Source organism: Polynucleobacter sp. AP-Kaivos-20-H2 (genome assembly GCF_018882215.1).
GTDB lineage: Bacteria > Pseudomonadota > Gammaproteobacteria > Burkholderiales > Burkholderiaceae > Polynucleobacter.
Genome location: NZ_JACVOX010000003.1, coordinates 239,293 through 261,357, shown reverse-complemented (window position 1 = coordinate 261,357; position 22,065 = coordinate 239,293). Strand labels below are relative to the sequence as shown.

The following is a 22,065-nucleotide window of genomic DNA, read 5'->3' as shown; positions in this document are numbered from 1 at the left end:
TAATTATCAAGCCTTCAGAAATTCTGCTCGAGATCCGAGCCAGCGCTCTAAATGGCGCTCCACCAGATCTGCATGCTCAGCGAGTAAGCGCTCAGCCGCCTGTTGAGCCAACTCAATTAACCAGGCATCGCGTTGCAAATCGACAAAGCGCAACATAGCATCACCTGATTGCTTCGCGCCCAGTAACTCACCTGGGCCACGTAGTGATAAATCTCGCTCAGCAATCACAAAACCATCTGAGGTCTCACGTAAAGTTTGTAGACGCTCCTTGGCGGCCATTGAAAGAGGCTCGGCATACATCAAAATACAAACCGAATCCGCAGACCCCCTACCCACGCGCCCGCGCAATTGATGAATCTGGGCATAACCAAAACGCTCAGCATGCTCAATTACCATTAACGCCGCATTGGGTACATCTACCCCAACCTCAATTACCGTAGTAGCAACTAAGAGCTGAATCTCATTTGCCTTGAAGGCAGCCATGACTGCCGCTTTTTCTTCTGCTTTTAATCTGCCATGCACCAAGCCAACCTTAAAGTCAGGTAAAGCCTGTGTCAGTTGCTCAAAGCTCTCAACTGCAGTTTGCAATTGCAGCACTTCAGATTCTTCAATGAGAGGACAAACCCAATACGCTTGCAATCCCTTAGACAACCAACTTTGCAAACCACCAATCACCTCATCACGGCGACTGGCTTTAACTACCTTAGTAGCAATCGGTTTTCGGCCAGGAGGCAATTCATCGATGACAGAGACATCTAAGTCGGCATAGTAGGTCATCGCTAAAGTGCGTGGTATTGGTGTTGCTGACATCATCAGTTGATGACAGTAAAACAATTCTGAGCCAACCCGTTGCTGAATCTCTAAACGCTGCCTCACTCCAAAGCGATGTTGCTCATCAATCACTGCGAGGCCAAGTTTGGCAAAGCTCACATTTTCTTGAATAAGAGCATGCGTACCAATAATAAGTTGGGCTTGCCCGTTCTCGATCACCTCTTGCGCCAATCGTTTTTCTTTCGCTTTCAGACTCCCTGACAGCCAAGCGATTCTGACCCCCAAAGGTTCAAACCATTCTTTCATTTTGAGATAGTGCTGCTCAGCCAAGATCTCTGTAGGCGCCATGATGGCGGCTTGATAACCATGATCCATCGCCCGCGCCGCAGCTAAGGCAGCCACTACGGTCTTGCCGCTTCCCACATCCCCCTGCAAAAGGCGATTCATCGGAAATGATTGAGAAAGGTCATTACTAATTTCAGACCAAACACGATCTTGAGAATTAGTTAATTTAAAAGGTAATACCTTTAACAAACCCTCTTCAAAGCTTTGTTTCTTTGCCCTTGGAAAGCTGGGTGCATGTCGCTCCCGACGAATCGCATGGGCACGCTTTAACGAAATTTGCTGAGCAAGGAGTTCCTCAAACTGCACTCGACGCCAAGCAGGATGAGTGCGCTCTAGTAATGCCTGGGTATTTGCATCAGCAGGCGGTTGGTGCAAATAGGTAATCGCCGCTTGCAAGTTTGGCCAATCATGACTAGGCAGTAACTCTGCCATTAGATCTTTGGGTAAGAACTCAGCCAGACTATCTTGCAGGCTTGGGTCACGTAAGGCTTGTGACACTGCTTTACGAATAATGGTTTGCGAGACTCCAACACTTGCTGGATAAACTGGAGTCAAACTAGCAGGCAAAGGTGTATCTGGAGCGACAACTCTCACCGTAGGGTGCACCATCTCGGGACCCTGAAAACCTTCACGCACTTCACCGCGGACTCGAATATTGACCCCAACAGCCATTTGTTTTTGCTGGCTAGGGTAGAAGTTCAGGAAACGCAGATTTAAGGTTTCAGTTTCATCCTCAATAGTGACTATCATCTGCCTTCTGGGTCTAAATAAGACCTGATTACGAATAACTACGCCTTGAGTCTGAGCGGAGTTAAATCGACCCAGATGTATGGCCTCCTCGATAGTGAGCAGCTCGGTCTCATCCTCGTAACGGGATGGCAAGTGCAAAGCAAGGGCCATAGGGGTATCTAAACCCATCTTTTGGAGTGTGCTTGGCGCTTGTTTAGTAGTCATCGTTAAAATCTAATACCTGATGGTAATGCTATGCAACTCTCCGACTTTAATTACGAACTCCCACCCGAACTAATCGCCCAACATCCTTTGGCGAATAGAACCGATAGCCGCCTCTTAGAGGTCAAGGCTGATGGGCCAAATCACGTCCAATTGGTAGATCGACAGTTTAAGGACATTCTGAGCATTGTTCAGCCCGGGGACTTATTAGTCTTTAATGACACCAAGGTTATTCCTGCGCGCTTACACGGCAAAAAGGAGACTGGCGGGAACGTGGAACTGCTCATTGAACGAATTAGCGGTGAAAAGCAGGCTTGGGTGCAAATTAGAGCCTCCAAGGTACCCAAGACTGGAACCACTGTTCATATTCACAATCAGACTGGCGAAACCTTTCCTGTAGAGATGATTGGGTATGACGGACGTTTTTACGAGGTGCGCTTTCCGGAGAATGTGTTTTCTTTACTTGAGCGTTTTGGTGAGCTCCCATTGCCCCCCTATATTGAGCATCAACCGGACGGTGAAGATGCACAGCGTTATCAAACGGTAGTTGCCAAAAATCCAGGGGCGGTAGCTGCCCCAACAGCAGGCTTACATTTTGATGAAGCAATTTTGCAAAAGCTAAAGGATGCTGGTGTAAATCACGCAACCGTCACACTTCATGTCGGAGCAGGAACATTTACTCCTGTACGCGAAGAGGATCTTTCAAAACATAAGATGCACTACGAATGGTTCTCCATTCCCAATGAGACATTAGAAGCCATTGAGGCCACCAAGAAAAATGGTGGCAGAGTTGTTGCGGTAGGCACTACTAGTATGCGCGCACTAGAGAGCCAGGCTGCTAGCGGGCAAAGTAGCGGTGAGACTAATCTCTTTATTACCCCCGGCTACCAATTTAAAACGGTAGATTGTTTGTTAACCAACTTTCATCTGCCAAAATCTACCTTATTAATGTTGGTCAGCGCTTTTGCAGGAATGGAAAATATTCGTGCTGCTTATCAACATGCCATTCATCAGAAGTATCGTTTCTTCAGCTATGGAGATGCGATGTTTCTTTGTCGACTCGAGAATCCAAAGTTATGACCAAACCTGTTCACTTTAATATCCTGGCGCGCGACTCGCAAAGCCCAGCCCGCCTTGGTCAGCTTGACCTTCCACATGGCAGCGTGCAAACGCCAATCTTTATGCCCGTGGGAACGTATGGCACCGTCAAGGCAATGACACCACGTGATTTGAATGAAGCCAGGGCACAAATTATTTTGGGCAACACCTTTCATCTCTGGTTAAGACCAGGATTAGAGGTGATAAAAAAACATGGTGGTTTACATCGTTTTATGGGTTGGGACAAACCGATCCTCACTGACTCTGGCGGCTTTCAGGTATTTAGTTTGGGTGCGCTTCGCAAGATCTCTGAAGAGGGTGTGACTTTTGCATCTCCAATTAATGGCGACAAATTATTTATGTCTCCAGAAGTGTCGATGGAAATTCAGGCGGTGCTCAATAGCGATATCGCGATGCAGTTTGATGAATGCACTCCTTATGAAATCAAAGGTCAACCTACCTCTGAAAAAACAGCGCGTGCATCACTAGAGATGTCTTTGCGCTGGGGCGATCGCTCTCTCAAGCGTTTTCGCGAACTGAATACAGGCAACGGACTCTTTGGCATTGTTCAAGGCGGCATGTTCGAGAATCTGCGTGAATTTTCTTTAGATGCCGTAAGCCAGCAAGGTTTTGATGGGATTGCTATTGGCGGCTTATCAGTTGGAGAGCCTAAACCCGAGTTTGAGCGGATTCTGAATTTCACTGCGCCAAAATTGCCAGAACATATGCCTCATTATTTAATGGGTGTTGGCACTCCAGAAGATCTGATATTGGGCGTTAGCCTAGGTATTGATATGTTCGATTGCGTGATGCCAACCCGTAACGCCCGCAATGGCTGGCTTTTTACCCGCTTTGGCGACCTCAAGCTCCGTAATTCTGGGTACAAGGACGATGATCGCCCTGTGGATCCTACCTGTGCCTGCTATACCTGCCAAAACTTCACCAGATCCTACTTAAATCACCTCCAAAAGGCCAATGAGATCCTAGGGTCCCAGCTCAACACCATTCATAACCTGTCTTACTACCTCCAGCTGATGACGGAGGTCCGCGAGGCTCTGAGTAAAGACCGCTTTAGCGCCTATCGTGAGGAATTTCATAGCAATCGCCAGCGTGGTGTTGAGCCTGGACAGGACTAATAGCCCTACAGGGGGCAAAACCCCCTGTAAATCACCTCCAAAGCCCCACACAGTTTAGAATTGCGGGTTACGGCCATCGGTTTAAAGGTCGAAAAATATCGCAGTTTTTAATTGGTAATTAACGGAGGTTTTGTATGTGGATTAGTAACGCTTTTGCCCAAGCTCCTGCAGCGGGCGCAGATTCCAATGGCTTGATGAGCTTTCTCCCTTTGATTTTGATGTTTGCAGTTTTGTACTTCATCATGATTCGCCCACAAATGAAGCGTCAAAAAGAAACTAAGGCAATGCTCGAGTCATTAGGCGTTGGTGATGAGGTTGTTACTGTTGGCGGCATCATGGGCAAAGTAACGGCATTGAAAGATCAAGTGGTTACCGTTGAAATTTCTGCTGGCACTGAAGTGCACATGCAAAAAGGCGCTATCACTACAGTATTGCCAAAAGGCACACTGAAGTCTGCTTAATTTTTTTGTTTAAAAGTATCTCTATATGAATCGCTACCCTCTCTGGAAATATCTAGTCATTGCCGTTGCATTACTGATCGGCGGACTATATTCATTACCCAATTTCTATGGTGAGGCTCCAGCGGTTCAAGTCTCGTCTGCCAAGCCAACCATCAAGGTTGATTTGGCAACGCAGGCTCGTGTCGAAAAGATTCTTGCAGAAGCTAACATTAATAACACCGGTCTCTTCTTCGAAGTCGCTGGCAATGTAGGCTCCATCAAAGTTCGATTCAATAACACTGACATTCAGTTGCGTGCACGCGATCTATTGCAGCAGAAACTCAATGTAGATCAAACTGATCCCAATTACACTGTTGCCTTAAACCTACTGTCCAATACACCGGGCTGGTTAAGTGCAATCAATGCATTACCAATGCCATTAGGTCTTGATTTGCGTGGCGGAGTCTACTTCCTCTTACAAGTAGATATGAAGGGCGCAGTCCAGAAAAAAGTGACTTCCTTGGCAGGCGATATTCGCAGTCAATTGCGTGACAAGAGCATTCGTCATCAAGGTATCGAGCGTGGCGCTGATTTCATATCGATTAATTTCGCCAATGTCGAAGATGCTGATAAAGCGCGCGCAGTACTGACAACGGGGCAACCTGAGCTCATTTGGTTAATCAAATCCAATGGCTCTTTACCAAAATTAGTGGGTGAATTTAAGCCGACGGCTTTAAAAGAAATTCAAGATAACGCCGTTAAGCAAAACATCATCACCCTGAATAAGCGTGTGAACGAATTGGCGGTTAAAGAGCCAGTGATTCAACAGCAAGGTGCCGAGCGCATTGTGGTTCAGTTACCTGGCGTGCAAGATACAGCTCGTGCCAAAGACATCATTGGTCGCACAGCAACTCTAGAGTCTCGCTTAGCTGACCCCTTGGTGTCTACCATCGGCTTGGGCGAAACCCCTCCTCCAGGCATGGATACTTTCCGCTTTGGTGAAAGCCGTTTGGGTGTATTTAAAAAATCAGTCATCTTCAGCGGCGATCGTATTACGGATGCTAGCGCTGGCTTTGACCAAAACCAACGCCCCGCAGTAAATATCTCCCTAGATGCAGCTGGTGGGCGCGTCATGCAAGAAGTGACTCGCGAAAATATCGGCAAGCCGATGGGCATGATCTTGTTTGAAAAAGGTAAAGGTGAGGTACTCACTATCGCCACTATTCAAAGTGAGTTTGGCTCCAAGTTCCAGATCACTGGTCAGCCAACTACCGAGAGCGCTAATGATTTAGCCCTGCTCTTGCGCGCTGGATCATTAGCAGCGCCAATGGAAATCATTGAAGAACGCACTATTGGACCAAGTCTTGGCGCAGAAAATATTGAGAAGGGCTTTAAGTCACTCTTAATCGGCTTTACTGCGATCGCGATTTTCATGATGGCCTACTACTTACTATTTGGCACTTTCTCTGTTATTGCTTTGGCAGTGAACTTGCTCTTGCTCATCTCGGTGTTATCAATGCTGCAAGCCACCCTCACCTTGCCAGGCATCGCAGCGATGGCCTTAGCTCTGGGTATGGCGATTGACTCGAACGTGTTGATTAACGAGCGTATTCGTGAAGAGTTACGCAATGGCGCCGCCCCACAAACTGCAATTGCCGTTGGTTTCGATAAAGCCTGGGCAACGATTCTGGACTCCAACGTAACGACTTTGATTGCTGGTCTAGCCCTGTTAGCATTTGGATCGGGCCCTATCAAAGGCTTCGCAGTGGTTCACTGCTTAGGTATTCTGACTTCAATGTTCTCGGCTGTCTTCTTCTCACGTGGCCTTGTTAACCTCTGGTACGGCAGACATAAGAAGATTCAAAAACTTGCTATCGGCCAAGTTTGGCGTCCACAGGAGAAATAAGCCATGGAATTTTTCCGGATCAAAAAAGATATTCCTTTTATGCGCCATGCATTGGTGCTCAATGCGATTTCTTTAGTTACTTTTTTAGCTGCAGTCTTTTTCCTCTGGCATAACGGCCTGCATCTCTCCATCGAATTTACTGGTGGTACGGTGATGGAAGTCAGCTATCCACAAACTGCGCCATTGGACTCTATTCGCGCCAAGGTTGAGAAGCTCGGCTATGCAGATACTCAAATTCAGAACTTTGGTAGCTCACGCGATGTCATGATTCGCCTGCCATTGCAAAAAGATGCTGAAGGCAAGTTGATTTCTTCTGCTGATCAAAGTACGGCAGTGATGCAAGCACTTGAACCAGCAACGACTGGCGTGAAATTGCAGCGCGTTGAGTTTGTTGGCCCACAGGTTGGTCAAGAGTTAGCTATTGACGGCTTAAAAGCACTCATCTTTGTGATCATTGGCATCGTGGTGTATCTATCCTTCCGCTTTGAGTGGAAGTTTGCACTTGCAGGTATCATTGCGAACTTACATGACGTTGTCATTATCTTAGGCTTTTTTGCCTTCTTCCAGTGGGAGTTCTCCCTCTCAGTGTTGGCGGCTGTTCTTGCGGTTCTGGGCTATTCAGTAAACGAATCTGTGGTGATCTTTGACCGTATTCGGGAAAACTTCCGCAAATATCGCAAGATGAATACCCGCGAAATCATTGATAACGCAATTACAAGCACTATCAGCCGTACCGTAATCACTCACGGCAGTACTGAGATGATGGTCCTGGCAATGTTAGTCTTTGGAGGTCCAACACTCTTCTACTTTGCATTAGCGCTGACCATTGGTATTTTGTTTGGTATCTACTCTTCTGTCTTTGTTGCTGCGGCATTGGCTATGTGGCTTGGTGTGACACGCGAAGATTTAGTGAAGGGTGATAAAAAGCCAGATGATGATGCCCGCAAAGATGATCCCAACTACGGAGCGCGGGTCTAACTAAGCCTTCTTAGTTCACGTCAGTATTGTTGATCAAGGGCCGCTAGGATTCTGTTAGTTGCACCTTGGTGTTCAGTTGAATAAGCCTGAGCAGCGGCACCCATCTTCGCCAGCTCAGCAGTATTCAGAAGTAATTCTTTCAAAGCCTCCATTAAAGCTATTGGCTCCGTTAAAAGCAATTCGCCATGAATGCGTTTAGCTGCGCCACTATCAATCGCATCTAAGGCAGCCTGTTGAAAGTTATAGGTGTGCTCACCCAAAAGAACAGGACAGCCAGCTGCACAAGCCTCAATCAAGTTTTGACCTCCAAAGGGCAGCAAGCTTCCACCCATTAGCACTAAGTCAGAAGCGCTGTAATACATCGGCATCTCACCCATGGAGTCGCCCAGAACAACATCCAACCCAGCACACTCACTCGGAATGCCAGCCCACTCGCTACGACGGCGAAACTTGAAACTAGCATTGTTAATTTGATCTGCTACTTCTGCGAAGCGCTCGGGATGGCGTGGCACTAAACAAAGCAAGGGTGGAATTGCAAACGCATTGCTTAAGAGCAAATCTTTCCAAGCCTTCAGAATGATGGCTTCTTCTCCATCGCGCGTGCTCGCTGCACACACCATCAAGCGATTTCCTGCATGTAGCTCCCTCTGCCATTCTTTACCCTCAGCAAGCAATTTCGGATCGAGTGGAACATCAAATTTCAGATTGCCGGTAATAACCACATTTTTAACGCCAAGGCTACGGTAACGCCCAGCATCAAACTCAGTCTGCGCCAGGATTCCCGCAAAGGCTTGAAATAATGCGCGCCCGGCTTTACCAAATCGATTAACGCGTCTGGCGCTTCTCTCGGAAAGGCGGGCATTTACTAGAAATAGGGGTAAGCCAATTTCTTTGCAACGAAAGACCACAGTCGGCCACGCCTCAGTTTCCATGAAGAGGCCAAACTTTGGCTTAAATGTTTTCAAGAAATGCTCTACAGACCAGCAAAGGTCGTAAGGTAAATAAACTTGACGAATTTGCCCAGCAGCAATCTCTTTAGCAAATAACTGCTTGCCAGTACGGCGGCCATTCAAAGTCATGTGGGTGAGCAAAATAGATTCGCCTTTGGCTAAATAAGCCTCAATCAAAGGTTGAGCAGCACGCGTCTCACCTACTGATACCGCATGAATCCAAATAGAGTCCCGAGTAATAGGCTTGCTGTAGCCAAAGCCCAATCGCTCAGGAATGTGATGAAGATAGGAGAAGGCGTGACGTGCACGCCAAGCTAGACGTATAAATGCTAATGGCAATAAGAGATGCCATAACAATTGATAAGTAGCAAACCAGATCCGGGGACGCGCCCCGTATTCTGAATTGGTAGTCAAACTCACTTTTTGAGACGTTCGGTCAACTCGACCGCCTTGCCTAAGTAAGAGGATGGTGTCATTTCCAACAAACGTGCTTTTGCATCCTCAGGAATCTTCAAACCCCGAATAAAGGTTTGCAGGTCTGCTTGATTAATCCCTTTGCCACGAGTCAATTCTTTTAACTGCTCATAGGGATTCTCGATGCCGTAACGGCGCATCACAGTTTGTACCGGCTCAGCCAATACTTCCCAACATGCGTCTAAATCAGCAGCGATTGCAGCATGATTTACCTCTAACTTACCAAGGCCGCGCAAGGCGCTGTCATAAGCCAATACGCTATGACCAAATGCAGGGCCTAGATTGCGCAATACTGTAGAGTCAGTCAAGTCACGTTGCCAACGAGAGATTGGTAATTTTTCTGCAAGATGACGCAGCAATGCATTGGCAACACCCAAGTTACCTTCAGAGTTTTCAAAATCAATCGGGTTCACTTTATGGGGCATAGTTGATGAACCGATCTCACCTGCTTTAGTGCGCTGCTTAAAGTAACCAACAGAGATATAAGCCCAGAAGTCACGGTCCATATCCAAAAGAATCGTATTGGCACGAGCGATCGCATCAAAGAGCTGAGCCATGCCATCGTGCGGCTCAATTTGAATGGTATAGGGATTAAATGTTAGTCCTAGACGTTTTTCAACCACACTCTTGGAAAAATTTTCCCAATCAAAATCAGGATAGGCTGACATGTGAGCGTTGTAGTTACCTACTGCGCCATTCATCTTGCCAAGTAAAGGGGCAGCAGCGATAGACTCGATCGCATGCTCTAAACGCTTGGCAATATTGGCGATCTCTTTACCCAAGGTGCTTGGTGAGGCTGGCTGGCCATGAGTGCGAGAGAGCAAAGGAACTTTAGCGTTCTCAATTGCGAGATCAGTCAGTACTGAGAGTACTTTTCTGAGTTGAGGCAATAGAACTTCATCACGTGCACCGCGCAACATTAAACCGTGAGAAGTATTGTTAATATCTTCTGATGTACAGGCAAAGTGAATAAATTCACTTGCTTTCAACAAATCTGGTCGCCCAGCAACTTTTTCTTTTAAAAAATATTCAACCGCTTTTACGTCGTGGTTGGTTACCGCTTCGATATCTTTAATACGCTGAGCATCTGCATCTGAAAAGTTTTCTGGGAGCGAAAGCAAAAAAGCTTCGTCAGCAGCATTAATTTTTGGGACATCAGGCAAGCCGGCAGCAGCCAAAGCCAAGAGCCAATGAATTTCCACAAAAACACGCTGGCGCATAAAAGCAGCTTCGGAAAGCCAGGGACGCAAGGCATCCAGTTTTCCGGCATAACGGCCATCTAGGGGGGAGAGGGCATTGAGGGTTGAAAGCGGCTGACTCACGAATATTGCCTTTGCATTGAATATGTCAATAAAAACTGATTTTAATGCGTTCTGGAGTACAGCAAAGCCCAAATAGGATGGCTATACTTGAGCCCATGAAACTTATCGGATCCCTCACCAGCCCCTATGTACGTAAAGTACGCATTGTTTTTAACGAGAAAAAGGTCGATGTTGACCTCAAATTAGAGAATGTCTGGGCTGCAGACACCAAAATCGCCCTTACCAACCCCCTAGGGAAGGTTCCCTGCCTCATGGCTGACGATGGAGAGGCCATTTACGACTCCCGCGTTATCGCCGAATACGCTGATGGCCTAAGCCCAGTCAGCAAGCTCATTCCAGCAGATAACCGTGAGCGTGCCGCCGTGAAAACCTGGGAAGCGCTAGCAGACGGAGTAATGGATGCTGGCATTTTGGCCCGTTTAGAGCGCACCTTGCGCCCAGCAGAACAACAAAGCCAAACTTGGTATGACCGCCAGATGGGTAAGATCAATGATGCCTTACGTCAAATGTCTGAACAACTGGGTGGAAATGCTTGGTGTCACGGCAATCAAATCACCTTGGCAGATATCGCCGTAGGTTGCGCAATCGGATATTTATTATTTCGCTTTCCAGAAGTGAAATGGCAAACACAATATCCAAATTTAGATCGTCTGTATCAAAAATTATTACAGCGACCTTCTTTTATTGAAACCGAGCCACCGGCCGCTTAATTAACTTGTCGCTGAAGAAAAAATGCCAATCAGTTTTGATTGGCATTTTTGTATCTACTACTTGCTGATCAAAATTATGCAGAAATAATTCCACCACCCAAACAAATATCTCCGTCATACAAGACAGCAGATTGCCCTGGAGTAACAGCCCACTGCGCTTCTGGAAAACTTAAGTCGAAGCTTAGTGCTTCAGCACCAGCACTCAAAGTGCAAGCAGAGTCTGCTTGTCGATAACGGGTCTTAGCAGAATAATTTCCGGGTGTTGGTGCCGCACCAGAAACCCAACTGGCATCCATCGCAGCAAGCTGATTAGCCAATAGCCACGGGTGTTCGTGGCCTTGCGCTACATACAAGGTGTTATTAGGAACATCCTTGCGCGCTACATACCAAGCGTCACCATTGCCATCTTGACTACCACCCAAACCAATACCCTTGCGTTGACCCAAGGTAAAGAAAGCTAAGCCCATATGCTCGCCAACTGTTTTACCTTCTGGGGTTTTTATCGGGCCTGGTACACGGGGTAAATAGCGATTTAAGAATTCTCTAAAAGGACGTTCACCAATAAAGCAAATGCCGGTGGAGTCTTTCTTTTTAGCATTGTGCAAACCAATTTGCTCTGCAATTTTTCTGACTTCCGTTTTTGGAATTTCTCCAAGTGGGAACATCACGTTTGCCAATTGTTGCTGCGTTAAGCGATGCAAGAAATAACTTTGGTCTTTACTGACATCGACGGCTTTCAACAACTGTACTCTGCCACCATCATGGCGTACGCGCGCATAGTGACCAGTAGCAATAGCATCGGCACCCAAACTCATGGCGTGATCTAAAAAAGCCTTGAACTTAATTTCGGCGTTACATAAAACATCAGGATTGGGTGTTCGCCCTGCAGCGTACTCGCGTAAGAAATCAGCAAATACGCGCTCACGATATTCGGCAGCAAAATTGACTGCTTCAACGTCTATTCCGATCATATCGGCGACCGAAACCACATCGAGCCAGTCTTGACGAGCAGAACAGTACTCGTCGTTATCGTCATCTTCCCAATTTTTCATAAAAAGGCCAATAACTTCGAAGCCCTGTTCCTTGAGCATCCAGGCAGCAACTGACGAATCTACCCCTCCAGACATGCCAATAACGACCTTTTTGGGCCTGGAAGATGGGATTGAGGAAGAATTAGGCTGGATCATCAAAAAAATGCGAAAATACCTGTAGACAGATAAACCCCATTGTAGAAGCCTCAACCAGGCTTCGCATGATTTTAGGCAAAACCATAACCGGTATACCTGGGGGCCCAATAAGTAGGTAAAACCTACCCTATTTATCTATAAAATAGACTTTTTATAAATTTTGCTTTTGGAGACATGCCATGCGCATAGGAGTGCCACTGGAAACAAGGCCTGGGGAAACTCGAGTAGCCGCCACACCAGAAACCGTTAAAAAATTAATTGGTCAAGGTCATACCGTCGTTATTCAAAAAGATGCCGGTGTAAAAGCCAGTCAACCTGACTCTGCATACGAAGCTGTCGGTGCAAGTATTGGAAGCGCTGCAGATGCATTCGGGGCAGAGATTGTTCTCAAAGTACGCGCGCCTGAAGCGGCCGAACTCAAACAAATCAAATCCGGTGCTGTGCTTTTGGGCATGCTCGATCCGTTTGATAACGACATGATTACAGCGATGGCTGCGCAAGGTGTTACTGCATTCTCTTTAGAGGCCGCACCACGCACAACCCGCGCACAAAGCATGGACGTTTTATCTTCACAGGCAAATATTGCTGGTTACAAAGCAGTATTGGTTGCGGCTAACGAATATCAACGCTTCATGCCAATGTTGATGACTGCTGCAGGAACCGTGAAAGCTGCTCGCATATTGATCTTGGGTGCTGGTGTTGCAGGCTTGCAAGCAATTGCCACAGCAAAACGTCTTGGCGCTGTGATTGAAGCATCTGATGTGCGTCCTGCCGCTAAAGAACAAATAGAATCTTTAGGTGCGAAGTTTGTTGACGTTCCTTATGAAACCGATGAAGAGCGTGAGATCGCCAAAGGTGTTGGTGGCTATGCCCGTCCAATGCCTGAAGCTTGGATGAAGCGTCAAGCGGCCTTGGTTGCAGAGCGTGCACAACAAGCTGACATTGTGATCACAACCGCATTGATTCCGGGACGTAAGCCGCCCGTGCTTTTGCATAGCGACACCGTTACCAATATGAAGCCAGGCTCAATCGTGATCGACTTAGCTGCAGGTAAAGGCGATAACGGTTCCGGTAACTGCCCGTTAACGCAAGCAGACAAAGTAGTAGATGTGAATGGAGTGAAGATTGTTGGCTATACCAACATGGCCAGCATGGTTGCAGCAGATGCTTCCGCACTCTACTCACGCAACTTACTCGATTTCATGAAACTCATTGTGGATAAAGAAGCTAATTTAGTTATCCCAAGTGATGATGACATCGTTACTGCTTGCTTAATGTGTCGTGATGGCCAAGCCATCCGCAAAAACTAATAGTAAAAATACTAAGGAAACATTATGGATCTCGCTGCCTTTCAAAGCATCCTCACCGTTCAAAACATTACCGTGTTTGTATTGGCCATCTTCGTTGGCTATCACGTCGTTTGGAACGTTACGCCAGCATTGCATACGCCTTTAATGGCAGTGACTAATGCCATCTCCGGCATCATCATCGTTGGCGCATTGCTCCAAACTGAAGTGATTGGTGGCGATGAAATCACTCTCACCAGCATTATTGGTGCAGTAGCGGTATTCCTCGCTTCTATCAATATTTTTGGTGGCTTTATGGTCACCCGTCGCATGCTTGAAATGTTCAAGAAAAAAGCCCCTAAAGCTGATGCGGCTGGAACCAAATAAACCTAGAACAAGACCTATATAGAGACCAAAACTATGTCAAACATAACCGCTATTTCTTATCTCATTTCATCGGTGTTGTTCATCCTTGCTTTGCGGGGCTTGTCTTCACCAACCACTTCACGCCAAGGCAATACCTTCGGCATGATTGGTATGTTGTTAGCCGTTGTCACTACTTTCTTCATTCCTGATTTCAAACCTGTCCTCTCATTGATTGGTGTTGCAATTGTAGGTGGCGCGATTATTGGAACGCTTGCTGCTAAACGCGTGCAAATGACCAAGATGCCTGAGTTAGTTGCCTTGATGCACTCCTTCGTAGGTTTGTCAGCTGTGTTAATTGCGATTGCCGCTGTATTTAATCCAGCGCATGACCATACTGGCGCTCAGAAAATTGAGCTCTTTATCGGCGCGTTTATCGGCGCTATCACCTTTACTGCATCTGTCATCGCATTTGGTAAGTTATCCGGCAAAGTCAGCGGTAAGCCAGTTACTTTCGCTGGTCAACATTTGCTGAACTTGATTTTAGCTATCTCAATGGTTGGCGCTGGTATTGCTTATTACATGGGTGATAGCCACGCAGCTTTCTTGGCGATGTGTGCCATTGCTTTGGTATTGGGCGTAACCTTGATCATCCCTATCGGCGGTGCTGATATGCCAGTAGTTGTATCGATGCTCAATAGCTATTCCGGTTGGGCAGCGGCTGGTATTGGTTTCACCTTAAATAACCCAGTATTAATTATTGCGGGCGCTTGCGTAGGCTCATCCGGTGCGATTCTGTCTTACATCATGTGTAAGGCGATGAACCGCTCCATCTTGGCTGTATTGCTAGGCGGCTTTGGTGCTGAAGCTGCTGCTGGAGGTGCTGATGATGGCGGTCCTAAGAATTACAAAACAGGCTCACCTGAAGATGCCGCTTTCCTCATGGAAAATGCTGATACTGTAATCATCGTTCCAGGTTATGGCTTGGCAGTGGCTCGCGCTCAACACGCATTGAAAGAATTAACTGAAAAGTTGACTCATCATGGCGTGACTGTGAAATACGCGATTCACCCAGTGGCAGGCCGTATGCCTGGTCATATGAACGTACTCTTGGCTGAAGCTGAAGTTCCATACGATCAAGTATTTGAGATGGAAGATATCAATAGCGACTTTGGTCAGGCTGACGTAGTGTTAGTCCTTGGTGCGAATGACGTGGTGAACCCTGCCGCACGTACACCTGGTAGCCCTATTTTTGGTATGCCGATCTTGGAAGCATTTAAAGCTAAGACTATTATTGTGAACAAGCGTTCGATGGCAGCTGGTTATGCCGGCCTAGACAATGAACTCTTCTACATGGATAAAACCATGATGGTCTTCGGTGATGCGAAGAAGGTAGTTGAGGATATGGTGAAGGCTGTTGAATAAGTCTGATTCAGAAATCATCAAATAATTAACCGCCTTCGGGCGGTTTTTTATTACACTAAACAAACTCCTCAAAAAAGCGATAACACCTTACAAGAACTTGCTATGCCAAATTATGTTGAGAATCAACTAAATATCGTTCAATATGCGCCGCAAATATTTTTTGCCTCTATCCTGGTATTCTTATTGATAGGCTGGATCTTCGGGAGATATCGGACTCGTACCTCGGAACACGTCGTTGTCCGAGACTCATTGGCAACAGCAATTTTTGGCTTATCCGCACTAGTACTCGGCTTCACCTTTTCAAATGCAACCGAACATTACGACAAGAGGATTAGCTTAATACGTGACCAAGCTTACGCCCTCAAGCAAGTCTATCAATCGAGCAATTACCTGAATACCACAGATCGCATCACGGTACAAAATACCCTAAAGCAAATCCTTATTCAGAGAATGTCTAAGTATGAAAACCTCCAAAAAATGGACGATCTCGACAGTCATAATGATGCCTTAGCTAAGTCTTTAAACACTCTTAATGAAGAAATCAATCAATCTATTGGAAGGGCCCCAGTCAGCACCAAGAATTTGGCGGACGCCATCTTAAGACCCCAACTAACGAATCTATTGGACGTTTTCCAAGAAGGAATACTCAATGGAAAACGTCATCCCCCAGCAATTATCGACCGCTTCTTATTTGCCTTGCTCTCAATAGGAGCCTTATTAAGCGGTTACTCTATGGCAGTCAAAAAAGAAGAGGATTGGTTTCTGACAGCGCTTTACTTGGGCTTGATATGGTTTGCGCTTCATGTGATTTTTGCTTTGGAATTCCCGCATCAACTGCAAGATCCGCATTTCATGAATGCGGACTTTATAAAACTTCAGAAAGTCTGGCAGTAACTTTCAAATAATTACCTTCTCTGGTAGCTATTGGATAAATTGTCCTGCAGTACATAGGCAATGCCATTAACTACCAAAGAAAGGTCTTGATCGAGTACGCGGCTTCGGTAAGTCCAACCAGCAGGTAATTTCAACTGCTCACTCAGTACCGGTAGATCTTTCATGCTGAGTGCAGGATTCACAATCTGTGAGTACGACTGCATAACATAAACCTCTCCTGCGGGAGAGGTAAGCTCGTATACAGCACTACCTGCTCTATATATAAAATTGGTAGTGCGGGTAACTTCATTTGGGGTGTACTGCTTGCTACCTATCAATTGCTTAAGCAAACCCACTTGCACAGTTGCTCGCAAATTCATCTCTATGCCGCCGAAGGTCTCTTTGACGTCATTGACAGTATTGCCCGCCGCCTGAATTTCATCCATCGTCCAATAACGCGGTCCATTTAATAAAACAAACGAGGCATCAAAAGACTTCTCAATAGATTCCTTGGTCAAAGTCTTCCACTGAGCTTCAGGACAAAGGTTAAGCCCTTGAGTATTAAATACTTTTACTTCTAAGTTGAGCCAAGCTCGCTTGCCCAGCAGAACTTCGCAATAACGCTGGTTACGCAGATTTGAGACACTTTTCTGAAAGACTGGCTGAGAGTCAGTAGATTGAGCGATTGAAGACCCGCAAAATAAGGTTGAGCTCAGAAACAGCAAGCCCATAGAAATGAAGTGGGTTGCTTGATTGCGACTAGTCATTTTGACGCCCGTTCCAAAGGTAATATTGGTCATAGCTTACTCCTTAAATGCAAAACGCCTGGTCTTTTGAAACAGGTGCTCTTATTTCTACAGCCACCAGTAGCAGATTAATCCTTAGTCCTTCAGTTATGCAAAGAGGGCTGTTAAGTAAGACTTAAGAGCTAGCTACTTTAGAAAAGTACCTTCGGGTAGTTTTTTCGCTAAGATACGACATAGAGGCATCGATAGAATGCTTCATCACTTAATAAGTCGAGACAATATGCAATTCAAACCAGCTTTTGTTGCCTTTCTCATTTCAATCTGCCCAATTTTTTGGGCAGGATCAGCCAGCTCACAAAGCAACTATCCCTACCGAACTATTCAAACTATCATGCCGCTTCAAGCAGGAAGTGGCGTTGACATCTTGATGCGCCCAATTGCGCAAAAAATGGGTGAAAGCCTGGGTCAAGTAATCACAATAGAAAACATTCCTGGAGGTGCGGGTTTAATTGGCGCAGCTAAGGTTGCACAAAGTCCTGCTGATGGCTATGTCTTAGGCGCATTTAATGACAGCATCCTAACGATGGTACCCAATCTATACAAAAAGATTGATTACGATCCGATTCAAAGTTTTTCTCCAATATCTGAAGTAGCTGCGATTACTTTTGTGCTGGTTGCCAACCCAACATTTCCTGGGAATACTGCAGCAGACCTAGTGCGTATTGCTAAAGAAAGGCCTGGTAGGATTGACTACGCATCTGGGGGTAATGGTTCGCCACAGCATATTGGCATGGAAATCTTCCGCCAATACACCGGCGCCCCAATTGTTCATATTCCTTATCGTGGAGCTGCTGCTGCAGTCACTGACGTCATGGCTGGCCAAGTGCCAGTGATGATCAGCGCTTTATCAGTTGTGCTGCCCCATATTCGCGCTGGGAAGCTGAAGGCATTGGGGGTGGCGAGCAAAACACGATCTCCGTTGCTACCCAATACTCCAACAATTAATGAGAGCGTGAAAGGTTATGAATTCTCAACCTGGGGCGCTCTACTGGCACCCAAAGGCACGTCCCCAGCAATTATTGAAAAACTCAATGAGTCTTTAGCAACTGCGCTAAGAGATCCAAAGCTGCGTGAACAACTCATTCAGCAAGGCTTTGAATTTGTTCCTCTTGGCCAAGATCATTTAAAAGAAATGATTGCACAGGGATTGGTAAAGATGAAAAAAGTGATTAAGGATGGTGGTATACAGCCCGACTAATTCGAGCAGAGAACCCAATAAAAAACGCCCGGTCTTTTGAACCGGGCGCTCTTATTTCTACAGCCAGTTGGCTGAGGAAATTAACGGCTATTACATCATGCCGCCCATTCCACCCATACCACCCATACCGCCCATATCAGGCATACCACCAGCAGATTCATCTTTTGGTGCTTCGGAGATTGCGCAATCAGTTGTCAACAACAAGCCAGCAACAGAAGCAGCATTTACTAATGCAGTTTTTGTTACCTTAGTTGGGTCAATAACACCTTGTGCAACGAGGTCGCCGTATTCACCAGTAGCTGCGTTGTAGCCGTTATTGCCTGTGCTTGCTTGTACTGCATTAACAACCACACCAGCGTCTTCACCAGCGTTGCTAACGATCGTACGCAATGGCTCTTGCATAGCGCGCAATACGATGCTGATACCAGCGTCTTGATCGGCGTTATCGCCTTTCAAGCCCTTGATACCTTGCATTGCACGAATCAATGCTACGCCACCACCAGGAACAATGCCCTCTTCAACAGCTGCACGGGTTGCGTGCAATGCGTCGTCAACACGAGCCTTCTTCTCTTTCATTTCGACTTCAGTAGCAGCACCAACACGAATCACCGCAACACCGCCAGCCAACTTGGCTACACGCTCTTGCAATTTTTCTTTGTCGTAATCGCTAGTAGCTTCTTCGATCTGAACACGAATGTTCTTCACGCGAGCTTCGATTGCTTTAGCATCGCCAGCACCGTCAATGATGATGGTGTTTTCTTTGCCTACTTCGATACGCTTCGCTTGACCTAGGTGCTCAAGAGTAGTTTTCTCGAGCGTGAGGCCGATTTCTTCAGCAATTACTGTGCCGCCAGTCAAAATCGCGATGTCTTCCAACATGGCTTTACGACGGTCACCGAAACCAGGCGCCTTAACAGCACAAGTCTTGATGATGCCGCGGATGTTGTTCACAACTAAAGTTGCCAAGGCTTCGCCTTCAACATCTTCTGCAATGATCAACAATGGACGACCAGACTTCGCTACTTGCTCGAGCACTGGGAGCAAATCACGGATGTTGGCAATCTTCTTGTCAAACAAGAGAACGTATGGGCTTTCCAATACGGCAACTTGTTTTTCTGGTTGATTGATGAAGTATGGAGAGAGGTAACCGCGGTCAAACTGCATACCTTCAACTACTTCAAGCTCGTCTTCTAATGACTTGCCATCTTCAACAGTGATAACGCCTTCTTTGCCTACTTTTTCCATTGCTTCTGCAATGCGCTGACCAATGCTGTGGTCGCTGTTTGCAGAGATAGAGCCTACTTGAGCGATTTCTTTAGTAGTAGTACAAGGCTTGCTGATTTTTGCGAGCTCTTGGATAGCGGCTGCAACAGCCTTATCAATACCACGCTTCAGGTCCATTGGGTTATGGCCCGAAACAACGTACTTCATACCTTCGCGAACGATAGACTGAGCCAATACAGTAGCGGTAGTTGTACCGTCTCCAGCGATGTCAGCAGTTTTGGAAGCAACTTCCTTAACCATCTGCGCGCCCATATTCTGGAGCTTGTCTTTGAGTTCGATTTCTTTTGCTACGGATACACCGTCTTTAGTAATTGTTGGTCCACCGAATGAACGCTCAATCACCACGTTGCGACCTTTTGGTCCCAAAGTTGTTTTCACTGCATTAGCAAGAATATTTACGCCTTCGACCATCTTGGTACGAGCGCTGTCTCCAAATACAACGTCTTTTGCTGCCATGATTAAATTCCTCTCTTAAATACCGAAATTACTTCTGTACAACAGCCATGATGTCGTCTTCACGCATCACGATGAGTTCTTCGCTGTCAACTTTTACTGTTTGACCCGCATATTTGCCAAACAACACGCGATCGCCTACTTTGACGTCAGGTGCGTTTAATTTGCCGCTGTCATCACGTTTGCCTGGGCCTACTGCCAATACTTCACCTTGATCAGGTTTTTCTGCAGCAGCGTCAGGAATGATGATTCCGGAAGCAGTTTTTGATTCTTGATCTAAACGCTTGATGATTACGCGATCATGTAAGGGACGCAAATTCATCTCTTCTCCTATGTTGTAAGTGTTAACTATTTAAATAAACTATATAAATCAATGCTTTATAATCTCTTCACACGGAAGCTAAGGGTTATTTAGGTATAAATAGCCTCTTTAGCACTCGCATGTAGGGAGTGCTGATTATATAGGTCTGATTCCCTGGATTTCAAGGGCGGATCACCATAAATTCTTTAAGGATTTAGCCTATTTTTATAATAGGGACAGGCTGGTAGGTCAATTCCTACAGATAAATCAGCCTAAAGCCCTTACCGCTCCAATCCGTCCTGCCTAGACTGGATAGTCACCGATTGGAGAATGCTGATGAGCCCGAAATCCCGGCTGTACACGCTTGTAAAGGCATGGAAGAACAAACCCTTCCAAGAAGTACGAGACGCCTGTGGCGACCCCTGGCTTGGCCTTAGTAACCAAGCCCTTGAAGAACACCAATCCTGGTCCAAACGACAAGCGATTAGTCATGAACCCATTTTTAACTGTAAGGGAACCAAACTGACAGGATCTTTATTTAGACCATTACTGACTGCCTCTGATATGCAATTGCTACGCCTTTTTATGGAAGGCCTAGACACGATTGCCTATTGGTATCGCAGTGGTCGCTTTATTCCTGGAATTTTGCCAATACCAACGCATGCCATAGCCTCAAGCGGCTACGTGGATGCCATGAGTGAGCTGATTCTGAACTCACGTCTACCAGTGGGCTTGGTAAGTATTGGCATTCAAACCATTCCTGAGCCAGCCAGTGCTGATGCTTGCAAAGAAGGATTACTTCGTTTGCGACGGCTTGGTGTATTACTACATTTCCTCACATTCACCGGAAGCGTTGATGAGTTGCAGTGGATTAGTGAGATGCAATTAGAAGGCGTTCATATTGATATGAGTCAAATACGTGAGCGCGAGATGGCAAGCGACGCCCTTTCTCAACTCAGGCAATCGCCCTACTCACCTACACAAATTTATGCCAGCAATATTGGATTGATAAAAGATTTAGAAAATGCCTCCACTTTGATTGCCGACCATTCCTATGGCAGTCTCATGATGTCGCCTGTAAGCCGCCATCAAATGCTGCAGATTAACGATAGCCGTATCGCTAAAGCCATTTTTTCGCTGCACCCTCATCAACACCCAAACCAAAACGGAGACAAGTAATGAGAAAACGCGTGATGTTGGTAGATGACCATCCGGCAATGCTGATGGCTCTTAAAAGTATGTTGCAGGACCAGTTGTTATTTGAAATTGCAGGGCAAGCTCAGAATGGAGAGGAGTGCCTTAGGTCCATGAAAGAAGTGAACCCCAATATGGTGATCTTGGATCTCGATATGCCCAAGACGGATGGCTTTGATGTTATACGCCGTATCGGATTAATGTATCCCGAGGTTCGAATGCTGGTTCTTTCTAGCATGGACGAGGCTGTTTATGGCGGGAGAGTGCGCTCATTAGGTGGACATGGTTTTGTAAACAAAACTGCAGGTGCAGATGTCATCCTAGCTGCCTGCGTTGCCATATCCCAAGGCTATAACTTTTTCACTCACGGCAAAAATGGCAATAGCTCATTAAGTGACAACGATAAGCTGGCATTAATTTCTGATCGTGAGTTACAGGTTATGAAATATCTGGGCAAAGGTAACTCCAATCAGCAAATCTCCGAAATGCTACATATCAGCAATAAGACAGTGGCCACTTATAAGACCAGAGTGTTTGACAAGCTGGGCATTAACAATATTGCAGACTTGATTTTGTTCTGTCGTATGAACAACATTATCGAAAGCTAATTCAGC

The 22,065-nt window shown here is 46.2% G+C and carries 19 protein-coding genes and 2 pseudogenes; 13 read left to right on the top strand and 8 right to left on the bottom strand.

The window, feature by feature from the left end:
• Positions 1-6 precede the first annotated feature (6 nt).
• A complete protein-coding gene (gene recG / locus ICE89_RS09895; RefSeq protein ID WP_216265771.1) occupies positions 7-2,070 on the bottom strand; it encodes an ATP-dependent DNA helicase RecG in 2,064 nt (687 codons plus the stop codon).
• 30 nt (positions 2,071-2,100) lie between these two features.
• On the opposite strand from recG, the gene queA reads away from it, so the two are divergent.
• From queA to secF, 5 genes are all read left to right on the top strand, one after another.
• A complete protein-coding gene (gene queA / locus ICE89_RS09890) occupies positions 2,101-3,147 on the top strand; it encodes a tRNA preQ1(34) S-adenosylmethionine ribosyltransferase-isomerase QueA (protein WP_216265770.1) in 1,047 nt (348 codons plus the stop codon).
• Complete coding sequence (tgt, locus tag ICE89_RS09885; RefSeq protein ID WP_216265769.1) at positions 3,144-4,301, top strand: tRNA guanosine(34) transglycosylase Tgt; 1,158 nt, start codon at positions 3,144-3,146, stop codon at positions 4,299-4,301. Before queA ends, tgt begins: the two co-directional genes overlap by 4 nt.
• Before the next feature lie 134 nt (positions 4,302-4,435).
• Positions 4,436-4,762 (top strand): preprotein translocase subunit YajC, encoded by a 327-nt coding sequence (yajC, locus tag ICE89_RS09880; protein ID WP_215362058.1) that lies wholly within the window; start codon positions 4,436-4,438, stop codon positions 4,760-4,762.
• Positions 4,763-4,787: 25 nt separating this feature from the next.
• On the top strand, positions 4,788-6,647 hold the full coding sequence (gene secD / locus ICE89_RS09875) for a protein translocase subunit SecD (protein WP_216265768.1): 1,860 nt from the start codon (positions 4,788-4,790) through the stop codon (positions 6,645-6,647).
• A gap of 3 nt (positions 6,648-6,650) precedes the next feature.
• Positions 6,651-7,625, top strand: coding sequence for a protein translocase subunit SecF (gene secF / locus ICE89_RS09870; protein ID WP_216265767.1), 975 nt, complete (start codon positions 6,651-6,653; stop codon positions 7,623-7,625).
• Between the two features lie 20 nt (positions 7,626-7,645).
• Here secF and ICE89_RS09865 read toward each other — a convergent pair.
• From ICE89_RS09865 to purB, 3 genes and pseudogenes are all read right to left on the bottom strand, one after another.
• Positions 7,646-8,842, bottom strand: a pseudogene (locus ICE89_RS09865) (3-deoxy-D-manno-octulosonic acid transferase); the annotation flags it as partial.
• Positions 8,812-8,883, bottom strand: a pseudogene (locus ICE89_RS11805) (hypothetical protein); the annotation flags it as partial. The pseudogenes ICE89_RS11805 and ICE89_RS09865, both read right to left, overlap by 31 nt.
• Before the next feature lie 108 nt (positions 8,884-8,991).
• Positions 8,992-10,371 carry an adenylosuccinate lyase gene (gene purB / locus ICE89_RS09860; protein WP_216265765.1) on the bottom strand — a complete coding sequence of 460 codons (1,380 nt, stop codon included), beginning with the start codon at positions 10,369-10,371 and terminating at the stop codon, positions 8,992-8,994.
• Positions 10,372-10,466: 95 nt separating this feature from the next.
• Between purB and ICE89_RS09855 the strand changes: the two genes are divergently transcribed.
• Positions 10,467-11,081, top strand: a complete 615-nt coding sequence (locus ICE89_RS09855) for a glutathione S-transferase (protein ID WP_216265764.1) — start codon at positions 10,467-10,469, stop codon at positions 11,079-11,081.
• A 74-nt stretch (positions 11,082-11,155) separates the two neighbouring features.
• On the opposite strand, the gene mnmA is transcribed toward ICE89_RS09855, so the two are convergent.
• A complete protein-coding gene (mnmA, locus tag ICE89_RS09850; RefSeq protein WP_216265763.1) occupies positions 11,156-12,268 on the bottom strand; it encodes a tRNA 2-thiouridine(34) synthase MnmA in 1,113 nt (370 codons plus the stop codon).
• 179 nt (positions 12,269-12,447) lie between these two features.
• Between mnmA and ICE89_RS09845 the strand changes: the two genes are divergently transcribed.
• The 4 genes from ICE89_RS09845 (at position 12,448) to ICE89_RS09830 (ending at position 16,236) form a co-directional block, all read left to right on the top strand.
• Complete coding sequence (locus ICE89_RS09845) at positions 12,448-13,578, top strand: Re/Si-specific NAD(P)(+) transhydrogenase subunit alpha (RefSeq protein WP_216265762.1); 1,131 nt, start codon at positions 12,448-12,450, stop codon at positions 13,576-13,578.
• Between the two features lie 24 nt (positions 13,579-13,602).
• On the top strand, positions 13,603-13,941 hold the full coding sequence (locus ICE89_RS09840; RefSeq protein WP_011903634.1) for a proton-translocating transhydrogenase family protein: 339 nt from the start codon (positions 13,603-13,605) through the stop codon (positions 13,939-13,941).
• 33 nt (positions 13,942-13,974) lie between these two features.
• Positions 13,975-15,342 (top strand): NAD(P)(+) transhydrogenase (Re/Si-specific) subunit beta, encoded by a 1,368-nt coding sequence (locus ICE89_RS09835; protein WP_216265761.1) that lies wholly within the window; start codon positions 13,975-13,977, stop codon positions 15,340-15,342.
• Positions 15,343-15,444: 102 nt separating this feature from the next.
• Positions 15,445-16,236 carry a hypothetical protein gene (locus tag ICE89_RS09830; RefSeq protein ID WP_216265760.1) on the top strand — a complete coding sequence of 264 codons (792 nt, stop codon included), beginning with the start codon at positions 15,445-15,447 and terminating at the stop codon, positions 16,234-16,236.
• An 11-nt stretch (positions 16,237-16,247) separates the two neighbouring features.
• Here ICE89_RS09830 and ICE89_RS09825 read toward each other — a convergent pair whose 3' ends face one another.
• Complete coding sequence (locus tag ICE89_RS09825) at positions 16,248-17,015, bottom strand: hypothetical protein (protein ID WP_216265759.1); 768 nt, start codon at positions 17,013-17,015, stop codon at positions 16,248-16,250.
• A 337-nt stretch (positions 17,016-17,352) separates the two neighbouring features.
• Between ICE89_RS09825 and ICE89_RS09820 the strand changes: the two genes are divergently transcribed.
• Positions 17,353-18,219 carry a tripartite tricarboxylate transporter substrate binding protein gene (locus ICE89_RS09820; RefSeq protein ID WP_216265758.1) on the top strand — a complete coding sequence of 289 codons (867 nt, stop codon included), beginning with the start codon at positions 17,353-17,355 and terminating at the stop codon, positions 18,217-18,219.
• 90 nt (positions 18,220-18,309) lie between these two features.
• On the opposite strand, the gene groL is transcribed toward ICE89_RS09820, so the two are convergent.
• A complete protein-coding gene (gene groL / locus ICE89_RS09815) occupies positions 18,310-19,959 on the bottom strand; it encodes a chaperonin GroEL (protein WP_072582791.1) in 1,650 nt (549 codons plus the stop codon).
• Between the two features lie 28 nt (positions 19,960-19,987).
• A complete protein-coding gene (locus tag ICE89_RS09810) occupies positions 19,988-20,278 on the bottom strand; it encodes a co-chaperone GroES (RefSeq protein WP_072582790.1) in 291 nt (96 codons plus the stop codon).
• 315 nt (positions 20,279-20,593) lie between these two features.
• Here ICE89_RS09810 and ICE89_RS09805 point away from each other — a divergent pair, with 315 nt between their 5' ends.
• A complete protein-coding gene (locus ICE89_RS09805; protein ID WP_216265757.1) occupies positions 20,594-21,436 on the top strand; it encodes a diguanylate phosphodiesterase in 843 nt (280 codons plus the stop codon).
• Positions 21,436-22,059 carry a response regulator transcription factor gene (locus ICE89_RS09800; protein WP_072582788.1) on the top strand — a complete coding sequence of 208 codons (624 nt, stop codon included), beginning with the start codon at positions 21,436-21,438 and terminating at the stop codon, positions 22,057-22,059. Before ICE89_RS09805 ends, ICE89_RS09800 begins: the two co-directional genes overlap by 1 nt.
• Positions 22,060-22,065 lie beyond the last annotated feature (6 nt).

Bases quoted from the DNA above. Each gene is read 5' to 3' on its own strand.
- recG (WP_216265771.1), bottom strand. From the start codon at position 2,070: ATGACTACTAAACAAGCGCCAAGCACACTCCAAAAGATGGGTTTAGAT.
- queA (WP_216265770.1), top strand. From the start codon at position 2,101: ATGCAACTCTCCGACTTTAATTACGAACTCCCACCCGAACTAATCGCC.
- tgt (WP_216265769.1), top strand. From the start codon at position 3,144: ATGACCAAACCTGTTCACTTTAATATCCTGGCGCGCGACTCGCAAAGC.
- yajC (WP_215362058.1), top strand. From the start codon at position 4,436: ATGTGGATTAGTAACGCTTTTGCCCAAGCTCCTGCAGCGGGCGCAGAT.
- secD (WP_216265768.1), top strand. From the start codon at position 4,788: ATGAATCGCTACCCTCTCTGGAAATATCTAGTCATTGCCGTTGCATTA.
- secF (WP_216265767.1), top strand. From the start codon at position 6,651: ATGGAATTTTTCCGGATCAAAAAAGATATTCCTTTTATGCGCCATGCA.
- ICE89_RS09855 (WP_216265764.1), top strand. From the start codon at position 10,467: ATGAAACTTATCGGATCCCTCACCAGCCCCTATGTACGTAAAGTACGC.
- mnmA (WP_216265763.1), bottom strand. From the start codon at position 12,268: ATGATCCAGCCTAATTCTTCCTCAATCCCATCTTCCAGGCCCAAAAAG.
- ICE89_RS09845 (WP_216265762.1), top strand. From the start codon at position 12,448: ATGCGCATAGGAGTGCCACTGGAAACAAGGCCTGGGGAAACTCGAGTA.
- ICE89_RS09840 (WP_011903634.1), top strand. From the start codon at position 13,603: ATGGATCTCGCTGCCTTTCAAAGCATCCTCACCGTTCAAAACATTACC.
- ICE89_RS09835 (WP_216265761.1), top strand. From the start codon at position 13,975: ATGTCAAACATAACCGCTATTTCTTATCTCATTTCATCGGTGTTGTTC.
- ICE89_RS09830 (WP_216265760.1), top strand. From the start codon at position 15,445: ATGCCAAATTATGTTGAGAATCAACTAAATATCGTTCAATATGCGCCG.
- ICE89_RS09825 (WP_216265759.1), bottom strand. From the start codon at position 17,015: ATGACCAATATTACCTTTGGAACGGGCGTCAAAATGACTAGTCGCAAT.
- ICE89_RS09820 (WP_216265758.1), top strand. From the start codon at position 17,353: ATGCCGCTTCAAGCAGGAAGTGGCGTTGACATCTTGATGCGCCCAATT.
- groL (WP_072582791.1), bottom strand. From the start codon at position 19,959: ATGGCAGCAAAAGACGTTGTATTTGGAGACAGCGCTCGTACCAAGATG.
- ICE89_RS09810 (WP_072582790.1), bottom strand. From the start codon at position 20,278: ATGAATTTGCGTCCCTTACATGATCGCGTAATCATCAAGCGTTTAGAT.
- ICE89_RS09805 (WP_216265757.1), top strand. From the start codon at position 20,594: ATGAGCCCGAAATCCCGGCTGTACACGCTTGTAAAGGCATGGAAGAAC.
- ICE89_RS09800 (WP_072582788.1), top strand. From the start codon at position 21,436: ATGAGAAAACGCGTGATGTTGGTAGATGACCATCCGGCAATGCTGATG.